This is a genomic window from Bifidobacterium stellenboschense (assembly GCF_000741785.1).
GTDB lineage: Bacteria > Actinomycetota > Actinomycetes > Actinomycetales > Bifidobacteriaceae > Bifidobacterium > Bifidobacterium stellenboschense.
The window spans coordinates 87,043-103,143 of record NZ_JGZP01000016.1 but is presented as its reverse complement, the minus strand read 5'-3'; the positions used below and the strand labels follow the sequence as shown (position 1 = coordinate 103,143).

At 67.3% G+C, this 16,101-nt stretch carries 10 protein-coding genes and 1 tRNA gene; 3 read left to right on the top strand and 8 right to left on the bottom strand.

Annotation, left to right across the window (positions count from 1 at the left end; translation table 11 throughout):
• Window positions 1–301 precede the first annotated feature (301 nt).
• The 4 genes from fbaA to BSTEL_RS08550 form a co-directional block, all read right to left on the bottom strand.
• Window positions 302–1,369 (bottom strand): class II fructose-bisphosphate aldolase, encoded by a 1,068-nt coding sequence (gene fbaA, locus BSTEL_RS08565; RefSeq protein WP_034529559.1) that lies wholly within the window; start codon window positions 1,367–1,369, stop codon window positions 302–304.
• 1,027 nt (window positions 1,370–2,396) lie between these two features.
• Window positions 2,397–2,470 (bottom strand) — tRNA-Gly (locus BSTEL_RS08560).
• A gap of 277 nt (window positions 2,471–2,747) precedes the next feature.
• Window positions 2,748–3,650 carry a copper homeostasis protein CutC gene (locus BSTEL_RS08555; RefSeq protein WP_238567679.1) on the bottom strand — a complete coding sequence of 301 codons (903 nt, stop codon included), beginning with the start codon at window positions 3,648–3,650 and terminating at the stop codon, window positions 2,748–2,750.
• A 54-nt stretch (window positions 3,651–3,704) separates the two neighbouring features.
• A complete protein-coding gene (locus BSTEL_RS08550) occupies window positions 3,705–4,928 on the bottom strand; it encodes an ROK family transcriptional regulator (protein ID WP_034529557.1) in 1,224 nt (407 codons plus the stop codon).
• Window positions 4,929–5,172: 244 nt separating this feature from the next.
• Between BSTEL_RS08550 and BSTEL_RS08545 the strand changes: the two genes are divergently transcribed.
• Window positions 5,173–6,696, top strand: a complete 1,524-nt coding sequence (locus BSTEL_RS08545) for a xylulokinase (protein WP_034529556.1) — start codon at window positions 5,173–5,175, stop codon at window positions 6,694–6,696.
• A 352-nt stretch (window positions 6,697–7,048) separates the two neighbouring features.
• On the opposite strand, the gene xylA is transcribed toward BSTEL_RS08545, so the two are convergent.
• From xylA to BSTEL_RS08525, 4 genes are all read right to left on the bottom strand, one after another.
• On the bottom strand, window positions 7,049–8,395 hold the full coding sequence (gene xylA, locus BSTEL_RS08540; RefSeq protein ID WP_034529555.1) for a xylose isomerase: 1,347 nt from the start codon (window positions 8,393–8,395) through the stop codon (window positions 7,049–7,051).
• Between the two features lie 493 nt (window positions 8,396–8,888).
• Window positions 8,889–9,854 (bottom strand): zinc metalloprotease HtpX, encoded by a 966-nt coding sequence (gene htpX, locus BSTEL_RS08535; RefSeq protein ID WP_051922991.1) that lies wholly within the window; start codon window positions 9,852–9,854, stop codon window positions 8,889–8,891.
• Window positions 9,855–10,039: 185 nt separating this feature from the next.
• Window positions 10,040–11,383: a serine hydrolase gene (locus BSTEL_RS08530; protein WP_034529552.1), complete on the bottom strand. Its 1,344-nt coding sequence runs from the start codon at window positions 11,381–11,383 to the stop codon at window positions 10,040–10,042.
• A 255-nt stretch (window positions 11,384–11,638) separates the two neighbouring features.
• Window positions 11,639–13,099 carry an FAD-dependent oxidoreductase gene (locus tag BSTEL_RS08525; protein ID WP_034529550.1) on the bottom strand — a complete coding sequence of 487 codons (1,461 nt, stop codon included), beginning with the start codon at window positions 13,097–13,099 and terminating at the stop codon, window positions 11,639–11,641.
• Window positions 13,100–13,507: 408 nt separating this feature from the next.
• Here BSTEL_RS08525 and BSTEL_RS08520 point away from each other — a divergent pair, with 408 nt between their 5' ends.
• Both BSTEL_RS08520 and BSTEL_RS08515 read left to right on the top strand, forming a co-directional pair.
• Window positions 13,508–15,031, top strand: a complete 1,524-nt coding sequence (locus BSTEL_RS08520) for an amino acid permease (RefSeq protein ID WP_084686215.1) — start codon at window positions 13,508–13,510, stop codon at window positions 15,029–15,031.
• A 60-nt stretch (window positions 15,032–15,091) separates the two neighbouring features.
• Complete coding sequence (locus BSTEL_RS08515; RefSeq protein WP_034529547.1) at window positions 15,092–16,087, top strand: asparaginase; 996 nt, start codon at window positions 15,092–15,094, stop codon at window positions 16,085–16,087.
• The last annotated feature ends 14 nt before the right edge of the window (window positions 16,088–16,101 follow it).

Below are 16,101 nucleotides of genomic sequence, written 5' to 3'. Positions count from 1 at the left end.
GCAGGAGAGATGAAGGGGAGTTCGAGAATCCCAAGACCGGCAGCACATACATGAGGAGGACCGCATAAGAAAGGCCGGCACCTTGCGGTATCGGCCTTTCTTATGCTCTTTGCGGCTCTCAAGGGGAAAACCATCCCATACAACGGAACCGAGGGAATATCCGACTGGCACCCGACTAAGAGCGCGCAGCCCTCACGACCCGCCGGCGAGCGCTACACCCTCTGCATTCAGGAGCCTGCCGAAGACCGAGCAATGGTCCTCAGCGAATCGATTGGCACCCAGCAGCCGAGCAGCCCTTACCTCACTTCAGCGCCTTGCCGGCGGAGCCGAGCTCCTGGCAGGCTTCGACGACGCGCGCGGCCATCGAGGTCTCCGCCTCGCGGCCCCACGAACGCGGGTCGTAGAACTTCTTGTTGCCGACCTCGCCGTCGATCTTGAGGACCGCATCATAATGCGAGAACATGTGGCCGGCGATCGCGCGCGTGAACGCGTACTGGGTGTCGGTGTCGACGTTCATCTTGACGACGCCGTGGCTGACGGCCTCGGCGATCTCCTCCGGGCGGGAGCCGGAGCCGCCGTGGAACACGAGCGCGAACGGCTTGCCGGCCGGGAAATCGACCGCGCCGGCGGCGGAGGCGATGCGGCCGTCGACCACGGCGGTGGCGACCTCGCGCTGGATGTCGCCGAGCAGGTCGGGGCGCAGCTTCACGAAGCCCGGCTTGTACGCGCCGTGCACGTTGCCGAACGTGAACGCGGCCATGTAGCGGCCGCGCTCGCCGAGTCCCAGTCGCTGCGCGACCTTCACGCCGTCGGCCGGCGTCGAGTACAGCTTGTCGTTAATCTCGTGGCTGTGGCCGTCCTCTTCGCCACCGACCGCGCCGATCTCGATCTCAAGCACGGTGTGCGCCTTGACGGACTTGTCGAGCAGTTCCTCGGCGATGTCGAGGTTCTCGTCGAGCGGCACGGTGGAGCCGTCCCACATGTGCGACTGGAAGGTCGGCTCCTTGCCGTGCGCGACCTCGTCGGCCTCGTGCGCGAGCAGCGGGCGCACCCATTCGTCGAGGTACTGCTTGGCGCAGTGGTCGGTGTGGAGCGCGACGGTGATGTTCGGGTACTTCTTCGCGACCTCGTGCGCGAACGCGGCGAACGCCAGCGAACCGGTGACGCGGTCGTTCACGCTCTGACCGGAGAAGTAGGCGGAGCCGCCGACGGACACCTGGATGATGCCGTCGGATTCGGCCTCCGCGAAGCCCTGCAGCGCGGCGTTCAGGGTCTGCGTGCTCGTCACGTTGATGGCGGGGTACGCGTATCCGCCGCGACGTGCGGCGTCGAGCATTTCAGCATAACGTTCGGGAGTTGCGATAGTCATACGGCCATTATCGCGCCGCCGCCCGGAACACGCACGCCAGGTGCTCATTCCCCGCTGTGAATTCCCGCACAAGTCACGCCCCCGTCGCCTCGCGGCCACGTGCCGCAAGCCCACCCAACCCCGCACATGCCACTCCACACCTGCTACTCCGCCACGCACCCCGCCACATGCCAACCCGTCACATACCAACCTCGTCACATGTCACCCCCGCTACGTTCCATCCCATCGCATGCCAACCTGCCACGTGCCACTCCACCGCATGGCACCCCACCGCATGTCACGTGCCATGTGCCGATCCCGCCGCATGCCGCCCCACCACATGCCCCGTCACATGCCAACCTCGTCACGTGTCCCGTCACATGCCAACCCACGCCTGTTCCACGGTCCCGCCTGCCAAGCGTACGTTCGCGACGGGATTATCCCTTCTCACCGTGGAAAACGTACACTGACGATTCCTCAGCGTACGTTCTCCACGGTGGCGACCGAAAATACCGTCTCGAACGTACGCCACGCCCCCGCCGGCGGACACCATGCCGTGTGCACATGCTGGTATGCAGAGGCGTTGATCGGAGACGAGTACGCTCCCCTCTGGCGTGATTCCCGTCTCGCCCCGCCGCCGGCGGGGGGGCTCCCGCCGGAGTCGCCGCCGCCAATCACGATGACATGTATCTCGCCCCCGCCGGCGGGGGCTCCCGGCGAAGCCGGGTGGGGGTGGTCCACGCGACAGACCACGCGCCCCCTACGACGGCGCAACCCGTGCGACCACCCTCAGTCATGCTCCGCATGACAGCTCCCGCCAGCGGGAGCCGGTGGGACCGGCGCCCATCCCCCTACGAATCCCTGCAACCACCAAAGCATCGCAACGGTTCCCGTAGACCACGACAACGGAAGCGGTCTCGATACAGCTGTGACATCCCTATGACATATGCGCGGGGCTCAACACAAATCGTCCTCACCGTGTTCTCACGAGAGCCCGGACAATCCTTGAAAAAGCAAAAGAACCGTTGGTTGTCCAACGGTTCTTGATTGGAGCGGATGACGGGAGTCGAACCCGCCTTTAAAGCTTGGGAAGCTTTCGTTCTACCGATGAACTACATCCGCAAGGGTGCGTCTTTTGGACGCGAGCCCCCAGTCTAAACACGGTCCGGGACGTGACGCCCCGCCGTCTCACTACGCGGGCACACCCCGCACCTCACACCTCACCCCGCACCTCACACCTCACCCCGCACCTCACACCTCACCCCGCACCTCACGCCTCACACCGCGTCTCACGCCTCACGCCCTGGAAGCCCGAACAACCCGAATCCTCACGGGCGGCCAGCACACCGCACACCCCGCACCGTGCCTCACGCCCCGACAGCCCGAGCACCCCGCGCCTTCACAGGCAGTCAGCACCCCGCACGCTCCGCACCGCCCGCACGGCCGCGGCCACCTGCGCCGAATCGGTGCGCTCGTAGGCGCTGTCGCCGCCGCCTCCCGGCCCTCCGGCGGACCGCACCACCGTCTTGGCGGACAGGTGCAGCGCGTCGACGCCCGTCGCGGCCACGCGCGCGAAATCGGCCGGGCGCAGTCCGCCGCCGGCCATAATCTGGATGCGCCCGCCGGCCCAGTCGGCGAGTTCGGCGAGCGCGTCGACGCCGTCCGGCACGCTGGCCGCGCCGCCTGAGGTGAGCACGCGCGTGTAGCCGAGCGCGATCAGCGTCTCGAGCGCCTCGCACCGCGCCGCCGCCGGCACCATGTCGAACGCGCGGTGGAACGTCACGTCGACGTGCGCGCGTCCCAGCCGCGCCGCCTCCTCGTGCGCGCGATCGATGAGCCGTCGCGCGAAGTCCTCGTCGATCGTGCCGTCCGCGCGCAGTCCGCCGACGACGACGCCCGCCGCGCCGGCCTCCAATGCGGGTCCGATGTCGGCGAGCTGCATGGTCTGGTCGTCGGCATCGTAGACGAAGTCGCCGCCGCGGTTGCGGATGAGCGCCTGCACGCCGAGCGGGATGCGGGGCGGAACGGCATCGGCGTCGTTCGGATCATCGCCGGACGCACCATACTCACTGGACGCGCCGGACTCACCAAACGCACCGGCCGCAGCCGCCGCACAGAGCCGGATCGCGCCGTAGCTGGGCGTGAGGCCGCCGGTCGCGCCGAGTGCGGCGCACAGTTCGACGCGGTCCGCGCCGGCGGCCGCGGCGACGGCGGCGCCGCGCGCGTCCTGCACGGCGATCTCCAATACGGGCGTGGCGGGCGTCTCCGACGCATCCTTCTTCGCATTCATCGGCTTGTTCATGCCGGCGATTCTACCGGATGGATGCGGCGGCGCACGGCCGTCGCCGCCGACCGTTCACGCGCCGATGAACCGCAGCGGATCGTCGATGAACCGACGCAGGCCGCGTTCGGCCGCGCCGTACAGCGAGGGGTGTTCAGCGACGGGTGGCGTGGCGACGTGTACCGTCATGCCGTCCGGTCCGACGATCTCCTCGCGCAGGCGGTTTTCGAGCACGATGGTGAGTTCGTCGCCGAAGTGCGTCCACAGGCCGCCGAGCAGCACGGTGTCCACGTCGACGAGGTTGACGGCGGAGGCGATGGCGGAGACGAGCGCGTCGACGGCCCTGTCGATCACCGCGGTGATCTGCGAGTCGCCGGTGCGCCAGCCGTCGAGGAGCCGTTTGACGGCGTCCGATTTGGTGGCGAGGTCGCCGTCGGCGAGGCCGGCGGCTTCGACCATGGCGCGGCGGCCCGCGTACATTTCGAGGCAGCCGCGGCGGCCGCACGTGCAGCGCGGACCGTCCATCGCGACGGACAGGTGGCCGATCTCGCCGGAGAATCCGTGCGAGCCGCGGACCACTTCGCCGTCGCGCACGATGGCGCCGCCGATGCCGACGTCGGTGGAGACGTAGATGAAGGAGTCGCGTCGGTCGACGACGTTCAGGAAGTCGGCGCGTTCGGTAGCGTAGCCGGGGATCTGCGCGATGGCGGCCATTTTCGCCTCGTTGCCGGGGCCGGCGTCGAGGCGTCGCACCACGTCGAAGCGCGTGAGGTCGAGGCCGGTCCAGCCGAGGTTGCGGGCGACCGTCAGCCGGTTGCCGGTGACGACGCCGGGCAGGGCGAGACCGGCGCCGGCCACCGTGCAGCCGCGGCGGGCGAGTTGTTGTTCCAGCGATGCCGTCATGGTGTCGAGTTTCGTGAACACGTCCTGTGGGTCGCAGTCGGTCATGTCGTCGTTCACCCATTCGCGGCCGAGCGTGTCGCCGTTGATGTCGAGCGCGAGGCAGCCGTAGCCGTCGGTGTTGACCTGCAGGCCGATGCCGGCGATGCGGCCGCCGTGGATGCGCAGCGGTGTGCTGGGGCGGCCGTAGGATGCGGCGGCGATGGGCTCCCCCTCTTCGACCACGCCGGATTCGAGCAGCATCGAGACGAGCAGCGACATGGTCGCCTTGGTGAGTCCGGTTGCTTTGGCGAGGTCGGCGCGGCTCAGCGGGTCGTTCGCGCACAGCATCGCGTCGAGCGTCACGGACAGGTTGTGGTTGCGCAGGTCGTCCTGATTGATCTTCCTCAAAGCGGCCATGGTACCTGTCCCTTCGTGCTGTCGTCTTCGTCTTCTCTGTTGTCTTGGTCTTCGGGCCGTATGGCGACGTAGACTTTCATAGTAGACGCCGCGCGACGCATGCCGGCCGGCCGTCGCATGTCGTATGGCGTACGACGCGACCTCACTTGCATCTTCATGCCGGAATACAGTATAGTTTAATCGTCTAACTTATTAGGTGCGGCGCGTCGAAAGCCTTGCGCGCAGCCCTCATCGAGGAGGAAACATGACTCGCACATTGGTCGCAGGAGTCGATACATCAACCCAATCAACTAAAGTCCGCATCACGGACGCCGCCACGGGCGAACAGGTGCGTTTCGGACAGGCCAAGCACCCGGACGGCACGTCCGTCAACCCCGAATACTGGTGGGAGGCGTTCCAGACCGCCGCCGCGCAGGCCGGCGGACTCAACGACGTGGCCGCGCTGGCCGTCGGCGGACAGCAGCACGGCATGGTGATCCTGGACAAGCAGGGCAATGTGATCCGCGACGCGATGCTGTGGAACGACACCAGCTCCGCCCCGCAGGCCGCCGCGCTCATCGAGAAGCTCGGCAAGGCGGGCGCAGCGACCGCTGGCGAACCAGAGGATGTCGTCGCACGCGGCAAGCAGCGCTGGGTCAAGGCCGTCGGCTCCTCGCCGGTCGCCTCCTACACGCTCACCAAGGTCGCATGGGTCGCCGAGAACGAACCGGAGAACGCGAAGCGCATCGCCGCAATCTGCCTGCCGCACGACTGGCTGAGCTGGCGCATCGCCGGATACGGCCCGGTCGCGGAAGGCGAGGACGCGCACCTCGACAAGCTGTTCACCGACCGTTCCGACGCGTCCGGCACCATCTACTACGACGCCGCGCACGGCGAGTACCGCCGCGACCTCATCGCGATGGTGCTGGCAGCCGCCGAAGGCGAGGAGGCCGCCAAGGCCCACGCCGCATCCATCGTGCTGCCCACCGTGCTCGGCCCGCGCGAGACGGCCGCCGTGAAGGCCTCCCCCGCCATCGCCGGCAAGAACGTCGACGGCGGCTGCATCCTCGCCCCCGGCGGCGGCGACAACGCGATGGCCGCGCTCGGCCTCGGCATGGGCGTCGGCGACGTGTCGATCTCGCTCGGCACGTCCGGCGTGGCCGCCGCCATCGCCGAGAACCCGGTGTACGACCTGACCGGCGCAGTCTCCGGCTTCGCCGACTGCACCGGCCACTACCTGCCGCTCGCCTGCACGATCAACGGCTCGCGCATCATCGACGCCGGCCGCGCCGCCCTCGGCGTCGACTATGACGAGCTGGCCGAACTCGCGTTCAAGTCCGAGCCGGGCGCCGGCGGTATCACGCTCGTGCCGTACTTCGACGGCGAGCGCACGCCGAACCGCCCCGACGCCACCGCATCGCTCACCGGCCTGACCCTGCACAACACCACGCGCGAGAATCTGGCACGCGCGTTCGTCGAGGGCCTGCTGTGCTCGCAGCGCGACTGCCTTGAACTGATCCGTTCACTGGGCGCACGGATCGAGCGCATCCTGCTGATCGGCGGCGGCGCGAAGTCGGTGGCGATCCGCACGCTGGCACCGTCGATCCTCGGCATGGACGTGACCCGTCCGACCACCGACGAGTACGTGGCGATCGGCGCGGCCCGCCAGGCCGCATGGGTGCTGTCCGGCGAGGCCGAACCGCCGGAGTGGCCGCTCACCATCGACGGCGTGGAGACCGGCGAGCCCACCGAGGCCGTGTACGAGGCCTACGCGAAAGCCCGCGGCTGAAGAACCACCACCCCGCGCGGCGGGGGCTGTCGCAACACGATGGACCTCCCACCGGATACCGATGTTCACGCCCCCGCCGGCGGGGGCTGTCGGCGAAGCCGACTGGGGGTGGTCGCGGTCCGTTACCGAACCACCCTCAGACCGCCTACGGCGGCCAGCTCCCGCCAGCGGGAGCCACAGCGGGTGACGGAACAATCCGCCATATGGGATTGGCTCCCTCGATCGAGGGAGCTAATCAATCTCACGCCTCGTTCCGCAACTGCGGAGCGCTGCGCGCGCCATACGTCAGCTCGGCTTCGGCTCCCGCCTCAACCTCGCCCGAGGCTACCCGAAAGCCCACTGGGCTTTCGGCTCACGCCTCGGCCAGCGCGTCGACGATGTAGTTGTTGATGGTGGCCTTGACCTGCTCGAGGTGGTCGGACTTGGTCGCGGCGCGCAGCTCGGCCTGGGTCTTGTCGAGGCTGTACTCCTCAAGGGAGGCGAGCGTGACGTTGCCGTCCTCGATGTCCTTGCCGATGCCGGACTCGTAGGAGCTGTAGCGATCGGCCTGCAGATCCTCGATGTAGTGGTCCTCATGCATCTTGGCGGCGACCAGCAGGCCGGCGGCGTAGGAGTCCATGCCCACGATGTGCGCACGGAACAGGTCGTCGGCGGCGAAGGAGGTGCGGCGCGGCTTGGCGTCGAAGTTCAGACCGCCGTGGGGGCCGATCGAACCGTTGGCGAGGACCTCCCACATCACGGCGACGCAGTCGTACAGGTCAGACGGGAACTCGTCCATGTCCCAGCCGATGAGCTTGTCGCCCTGGTTGGCGTCAAGGGAGCCGAGGATGCCGTTCTCACGGGCGAAGCGAACCTCATGCTGGTAGGAGTGGCCGGCCAGGTTGGCGTGGTTGCCTTCGAGGTTCAGCTTGAAGACGTCGTCCAGGTCGAAGGTCTTGAGGAAGGCGAGCGCGGCGGCGGCGTCGAAGTCGTACTGGTGCGAGGTCGGCTCCTTCGGCTTCGGCTCGATGAGGAACTGGCCCTCGAAGCCGATCTCCTTGGCGTAGTCGGCGGCGAGGTGGAAGAGCTTGGCCATGTGGGCCTGCTCGCGGTGCATCTGCGTGTTCCACAGGTTCTCGTAGCCTTCACGGCCGCCCCAGAACACGTAGTTCTCGGCGCCGAGGCGCTTGGCGATTTCGAGGCTCTTCTTGACCTGGGCGCCCGAGTAGGCGAAGATGTCGGCGAACGGCGAGGTGGCGGCGCCGGAGACGAAACGCGGATTGGTGAAGAGGTTCTGGGTGTTCCACAGCAGCTTGACGCCGGTGGACTTCATGTTCTCCTCGATCTTGTCGACGACCTTGTCCAGGTTGGCGTTGGTCTCGCGCAGGGTGTCGCCCTCCGGGGCGATGTCGCGGTCGTGGAAGCAGAAGTATTCGACACCCAGCTTGGTGTAGAACTCGAAGGCGTAGTCGACCTTGGCGAGGGCCAGATCCATCGGGTTGGTGTACTTGTCGTACGGGCGCTCGGCGGTGCCGTCGCCGAACGGGTCGACGAGGCGCTGGTCGAAGGTGTGCCAGTAGGCGACCGCGAAGCGCAGCCAGTCCTTCATCTTCTTGCCGGCGACGACCTTGTCGGCGTCGTAGTAGCGGAAGCCGAGGCCTTCCTTGGCGCCGCCCTTGCGACCGACGTACTCGATCTTGTCGATATCCCACAGACCCATTGCAGTCTCCTTTGATGTTCGTGTTCACTGCGTTCTTCGTCGGATCCGCGTGGCGTCCCATCGCTGTGCGCCGCCATCCGTTTCCGATTGACGATTCAATATGTTAAATGGTTGAACAATGTTTGTCAAACGAATAAACTTAGTGGCCTTCATACGGCGTGTCTCCAATGATTCCAACGTTTTCCCGACTCAACCGATCACCGTGACGACGCGCCCCACTGCAACAGACGGCAACTCCACCATCCCTACGGCCAAGGAGCCACGCCCCCGGCGTCGTCAACCCCCGGCTCAAACACCCGTTATCTCCGATGTACAGCGCCAAACACCCGATTCAACGCCCCCGCACCCCCATTTGACGCTGTAGACAGCAAAAAACGGGTGTTTGCGCCGGGTGGGCAATCGCCGGCGCAAGACGGAGGCATGATTCGGCGCATCCCCGCCGGCACAACGCGAGGCGCGATTCGAAGTAAGGCCGCCGGCGCGATGCACGAACCTACCAGCGCACCTGCGCGGGCCCACCGAACCCGCCGGCCCCGGCACCGCCGCCATACACCTGGGCGGCGCGCATCTCCTGGGCCATCTGCATGAGGCGCTTGATGCGGTCCTCGGTCGGCGGGTGGGTGGAGAACAGCTTCGAGAATCCGGCGGCGGAGAACGGGTTGGCGATCATCATCGCGGAGACGGACTGCGTGCCGGCGGTCTTGCGCATCGGCGTGGTCTGCGCGCCGTACGAGATCTTGTTGAGCGCGGAGGCGAGCGCCTCCGGGTCGCCGGTGAGCATGCTGCCGTCCTCGTCCGCGTCGTATTCGCGCGTGCGGGAGATCGCCAGCTGCAGCAGCGACGCGGCGATCGGCGCGAGGATCGCGCTGAGCAGCACGCCGATCAGGCCGAGCCCGCCGGACGCGTTGTCGCGGTCGTCGCGCGACGTGCCGCCGCCGAAGTACATGAGCGAATAGCCGAGATACGTGATGACGGTCGCCATCGCGGAGGCGACCGCCGAGGTGAGGATGTCGCGGTTGTATACGTGCATCAGCTCGTGGCCGAGCACGCCGCGGATCTCGCGTTCGTTGAGGATCCTGAGGATGCCCTGCGTGCAGCAGACGGCGGCGTGGCGTTCGTTGCGCCCGGTGGCGAACGCGTTCGGGCTCATCGTCGGCGCGACGTAGATGCGCGGCATCGGTTTGCCGGCCTTCGCGGACAGTTCGCGGACGATCTTGTACAGCGTGGGCGCCTCCGCCTCGCTGACCTCCTGCGCCCCCATCGACGCGATGGCGAGCTTGTCGGAGAACCAGTAGGAGAAGAACGTGGAGCCGAGGCCGATGAGAATGAAGATGCCGAGGGTTCCTCGACTGCCGCCCGTGGCCCACCAGACCAGCATGACGACGCCCCACATCAACCCGAAAAGCAGGGTCGTCTTCAGGCCATTGCAATGGCCGTGCACACGCATTTTGCCGTCCATGTGGTTCACGCTATCGGGGGTATCTGAAATTTCGCTGGACATCGCCCGGACGCGCCGTCAGCACGCCGGTGCCGCCACAAACGCAGCCGCCGACCCAACGCGACACCGGTCCGCCAAGCGATGTTTCACGTGAAACACACCCCTCGCCCCGCAACCTCTCCCCCAGCCGGCTCCGCCGACAGCACTTACTTCGCCATCGCGGACGAATGGACCCCATCCAACGCCGAGACCAACCCGGCAACCAAGTCATATTGCCCGACCGCGTCGGTCATCACCGCGAGCACATAGTCGCCGGAACCGGTCGAGACGATGCCGGCGTCATTCAACGCCTTGTAGTCGCCGTCGTCGATCCATCCCGCCTTCGTGTACACGGCGTAACCGTCCGAATCGCCCAGCGCGTTGTGGATGCTGGAGTTGAGCGTGTCGGTGAACTCGCCCGCGAGCCACTGTCGCGCCTCATCGGACGTGACGGGCTTCGATCCGCGCACGGCGAGCGTCGAATCGCCGTGGAACAGGTAGCCGTATCCCATCGTCCACATGCGCGCCATGTCGGTCGACGAGATGTCGAGGTACGCGCCACTCGTCACGTCGGCGCCCACATGCGCGCGCGTCGCCCACGCGGCGAACGAGCCGGACCCGTACGTGCGGTGGAGCGCGGCGAAACTGCTGTTGTCGGACACGGTGACCGCCTGCGCGATGAGCTGGTTCACGCCCGCGCCGGTCGAGGTGAGCGTCATGTCCGACGCGATCGCCGACTCGTCCTCGCCGGACGCGGCGCCCGTCGCGCCGGTCGCGTCGCCGTCGCCGGACGACACCGGCTTGCCGTCGGCGCCGACGCCGGTCGGATCGGAGTCCGACGACTGCGCGACCGCGTCGAGGTCGACGGTGCCGGTCGCCGCGAGCGCGAGGATATACGGGCCTTTGATCGCGGAGGCGGAGTAGCGCGCGTCGCCGCCGTGCACGGCGAGCGCGCGGTAGGTCGTCATGTCGACCATCGTGACGGAGACGCCGTATCCGGCGGACGTGACGGTCGCGACGGCCTGGTCGAGGGCCGCACGGTCGTCGTCGGAAAGCGTGAATCCTTCCGTGGAGACGTCGGCCTTGCCGTCGAGTTTGCCGAGCGCCGCCACCGCGCGTTCCGCGACGGTGAGCGTGCGCGGCTTGGTCGCGGCCGCGCGGCTCAACGTGGGATGTCCGGCGGCGGCGCTCACCGCATCGTCCGCGTCGGACAGCCAGCCGGGCACGTGCGCGACGACGGCGACGACAAAGCAGATGACGGCGAGCGCGGCGGTGCCGACGACGATGCGACGGCGGCGGTAGACGGCGCGCATGCGTTTCGACGCACGCTGGTATTGCGTGGTGCGGCGGCGGCGAGCGGGCGCGCCGGAGCGGCGCGATTGCGGGAGGGAGGTCTTGCCGGAGTTGCGTGACTGCGGGAGGGAGGTCCGGCCGTTGCGGCCGCCGCGCGGCGAGCGGGCGCCGCCCGACCTGCTCCCCCGCGGAGAGCCGGCGGAACGCGACTGCTTCATGATGACCACCTTCCCGATGCGCAAACGGGCGACGGGCGTGGGGACGGACTATCGAACCGTTTGAGGAACCTGTATACGAGAATATGACGAAGCCGCGATTGGCGGGGTTTCACACGAATCATCGTGCGAAACCACCGCCGATCGCGGCTTCGGAGCGATATGCGACGCGACGCGTCACGGGGACGCGGGGACGCGGATGTTTCACGCGGTTTCACATCGTGTCACGTGAAACACGATGTGAAACGGGCCGCGCAATCACTCGGCGTGGGCAAGCTCGCGCATCTGGGCGGGCTCGATGACCTTCTTGTGCTCGCGGCCTTCCTTCGCACCCTCGGCGCGTTCGAAGGCGTCGACCTTCTTCCAGCCGGCGAAGTCGATCGGCTTGACGCCGCGGTCGGCCAGCAGACGGTCGATGGACTCGGGGTCGCGGTCAGCGGCCACGCGGCCACCCTCGGCGGCCTTGGCGAGATCCTCGAGCATGTTGGTGACGATGGCGAGCGCGTCGGACTTGGTCGAACCGATCAGGCCGACCGGGCCGCGCTTGGCCCAACCGGTGGCGTAGAGGCGCTCGCGCACTTCGCCGCCCTCGGCTTCAGCGGTGATGCGGCCGTCGCCGTTCGCGTTGGCGAGGTGGGCACCGTGGCTGTCGTAGGCGATGCCGGGGGCTTCGGCCGGCTGGTAGCCGATCGCGTGGTAGACGGCCTCGACCGGGTAGTCGGTGAACTCGCCGGTGCGGTGCATCACGCCGTCGGCGCCGGTCTCGGTGCGCTCGACGCGGATGGCCTTCACCTTGCCGTCCTCGCCGACGATCTCGGTGGGCGCGGAGTTGAAGTGGACGTAGTACTTGCGGTCGGCCGGGTTGCCCTCGTAGTCGACGTCGCCGTCGTCCTCCATGTCTTCGGCCATCTCGCGGATGGCGAACAGCTCCTCGACCATCTGGCGGGTGAGCTTGTCCTTGCCGGCGACCTCGATGGTGTCGTCGTCCAGTTCGAAGTCGTCCTCGTTGATGATGAGCTGCACGCCGGGCAGCTTCTCCATCTCGCGCAGCTCCTGCACGCTGAACTTCGCCTGGGCGACGCCGCGGCGGATGAACAGGTGGAGCACCTTGGCCTTGTTGTTCTGGATGCCCTCGTAGACGTTGTCCGGAATGTCGGTCTTGGCCTTGAGGTCGTCGGCGTTGCGCATGAGCTCGCGCGCGACGTCCATCGCCACGTTGCCGCCGCCGATCACGGCGACGTTCTCGGCGGTGAGCGGCCATTCGCGGGCGCCCGTGGGGTAGCCGTCGTACCATTCGACGAACTTGGCGGCGCCGTACACGCCGTCGAGGTCGGCGCCGGGGATGCGCAGCGGCTTGTCCTTGACGGCGCCGGTGGCGAACAGCACGGCGTCGTAGCGGGCGAGCAGGTCGTCGAGGGTGACGTCCTTGCCGAACTCCACGTCGCAGTAGAGGTGGATGTCCGGGTTGTCGAGCGTCTTCTCGAGCGCGGAGGCGATGAACTTGATGGACGGGTGGTCGGGGGCCACGCCGTAGCGGACCAGGCCGAACGGCACGGGCAGCTTCTCGAACAGGTCGATGCGGGCCTTGGTGCCGAGGCCCAGCTCCTCGCCGAGCTTCTTGAGCTGGCGCAGGAAGATGTCGGAGGAGTAGACGCCGGCGGGGCCCGCGCCGATCACGGCGATGCGGAGTTCGTTTGCAGTATTCGAAGATTCAGTCACGCGTAACAGGTTATCGCAAGCCACCGAATCGCGGTACCCCCGTTTTCCGCGTATTTCCGTGTGTTTTCGCACATTCCGCACATTCCCGCGACCCGTACGTCGTTCCGTACGCACCCCAGGGCCGCCCCGTGCGTTCCCGGAGCCGGCCCGCACACTCCCAAGACCGCACCCCACGCACTTCTTAGGTACATCGTGCGTTTCTTAGGTAGGTGTCCCGCGAACAACCGCCCCGAAATCCCGAAGCCCCGTGCAGGTCTTCACCGAAGACCTACCTAAGAAGTGGGGAATGTACCTAAGAAATGACGGAATCCGTTCACCTGAATGGTCATCAAGCGTCATATCATGTTTCCCGATCGCGCGCCATGATGCCGCGATATCGGAGCATCCACCGACACAAAGGACAGAATCATGAGTGAGAGAGAGAAGACGACAACGTCGGAGCCCGCACCCGCGAGTGCCGGCAAGAAGTCGATCAAGGAGACCGGCACGGAATCCAACACCGTCGTGCGCGATAAGGGCGACGCCGGCTACGCGAAGGAGCTCAAGCCCCGCCACATCCAGATGATCGCCATCGGCGGCTCGATCGGCACCGGCCTGTTCCTCGGCGCGGGCGGCCGTCTCGCGCAGGGCGGTGCCGGCCTGACCATCGCCTACGCGATCTGCGGCATCTTCGCGTTCCTGATGGTGCGCGCGCTGGGCGAGCTGGCGATCCGCCGCCCGTCGTCGGGCGCGTTCGTCTCCTACGCCCGCGAGTTCCTGGGCGAGAAGGGCGCGTACATCACCGGCTGGATGTTCTTCCTCGACTGGTCCACCACCGTCATGGCCGACATCACCGCCGTCGCCGTGTACTTCCACTACTGGAAGGCGTTCGCCGACGTGCCGCAGTGGCTGCTCGCGCTCGGCGCGCTGGCCCTCGTGTTCGTGCTCAACATGATGAGCGTGAAGATGTTCGGCGAGGCCGAGTTCTGGTTCGCCGCGATCAAGGTGTTCACGATCATCGCGTTCATGGTCATCGCGATCTGGGCGATCGTCACCGGCGCCCCGGTCGGCGACACGCATGCCGGCATCGCCAACATCACCGAGCATGGCGGCTTCTTCCCGATGGGCATCGCGCCCGTGTTCGCGCTGACGCTGGGCGTCGTGTTCGCATTCGGCGGCACCGAGATGGTGGGCGTCGCGGCCGGTGAGGCGCAGGAGGCCAAGGATGTGCTGCCGAAGGCCATCAACTCGATGATCATCCGCATCTTCGTGTTCTACGTGGGCTCCGTGATCCTGATGGCGCTCGTGCTGCCGTACACCGCGTACTCGTCGAACGAATCCCCGTTCGTCACGTTCTTCTCCGGCATCGGCATCCCGCACGCGGGCGACGTGATCCAGGTGGTCGTGCTCACCGCCGCCCTCTCGTCGCTGAACGCCGGCCTGTACGCCACCGGCCGCACGCTGCGTTCGATGGCCATCGCCGGCTCCGGCCCGAAGTTCGCGGCCCGCATGAACAAGCACCACATCCCGTACGGCGGCATCATCATCACGTCCGCGCTGGGCCTGATCGGCGTGGTGCTCAACGCGGTGCTGCCGTCCGACGCGTTCGACATCATCATGAACCTGGCCGGCATCGGCATCGCCGGAACGTGGGCCTCCATCCTCGTCACGCACCTCGCGTTCCTCAGGAAGGTGAAGGCCGGCGAGGAGACGCGCCCCGAATACCGCATGCCGGGCGCCCCGTACACGAACTACGTGTCGCTGGTGTTCTTCGCGATCGTCGTGATCTCGAACCTGACGAGCGCCTCCGGCCGCTGGACGCTGGCCCTGTTCGTCGTCGTCGTGATCGCCATGATCATCGGCTGGTACTACGTGCGCGGGCGTATCGACGGCAACCTGCTGGACGAGATGCTCGACGCCGACGCGGTGGACGAGGTCGAAGCCGCCAAGTAGCGGGCGGCGCGAACGGACGGACCGGACAGGACCGAATAGACCGGACAGGAGGCAATCATCATGCGCATTCACATCACGTATACGGGCGGCACGATCGGCATGGTCAACTCGCCGCACGGGCTCGCCCCCGGCGCCGACATGCTCGGCTGGCTGCACGGACTGCTTGACGGCACGCAGATCGGCACCGACGAGGTCTCGTACACCGAACTCGACCCGCTGATCGACTCGTCGTGCGCCACGCCGGACAGCTGGCAGGCGATCATCGACGACCTGCGCAGCCACCGCAACGACGCCGACGCGTTCGTCGTGCTGCACGGCACCGACACGATGAGCTACTCGTCGGCCGCGGTGTCGTATGCGCTCACCGGCTTCGGCAAACCGATCGTGTTCACCGGATCGCAGTATCCGCTGGGCATGGTCGAGACCGACGCCACGGCCAACGTGACCGGCGCGCTCAACGCGGTGATCAGCGGCCGGGCGCACGGCGTCTCGCTGTTCTTCGGCCATCATCTGATCGCCGGCAACCGCGTGAGCAAGGTGTCGTCGTGGGCGTTCGAAGGCTTCGACGCGCCGTCGGCCGGACTGCTCGCGCAGACCGGCGCGCCCTGGCACTGGGAGTCCTACGAGGGCCGCGGCGAAGGCTGGTACGACCCGCTGCCGTACGCGCGGCATGACGTGGCGGTGATCGACATGGCGCCGGGCATCACGGCCGCGCGCCTCGACGCCATGCTCACGCCGCGCCCCGAGGCGGTGCTGATTCGCGCGTACGGCGTCGGGAACGTGCCGTGCACCGAGCCCGGTCTGACCGACGTGCTCGCGAAGGTGCTGGACGAGGGCGTGCCCGTCGTGGTGGCTTCGCAGTGCCAGCAGGCGACCGTGCTGCTCGGCCACTACGAGGCCGGCGACGCGATCGCGCGCGCGGGCGCGGTCGGCACGGGCGACATGACGCTCGAAGCCGCCTACGCGAAGATCGTGTTCCTGCTCTCGCAAGGATTGACCGGCAAGGATCTCGCCGCGTGGATCCCCCGTTCCATCGCCGGCGAGATCACCGTGTGAGCGGTCTTGCGCCA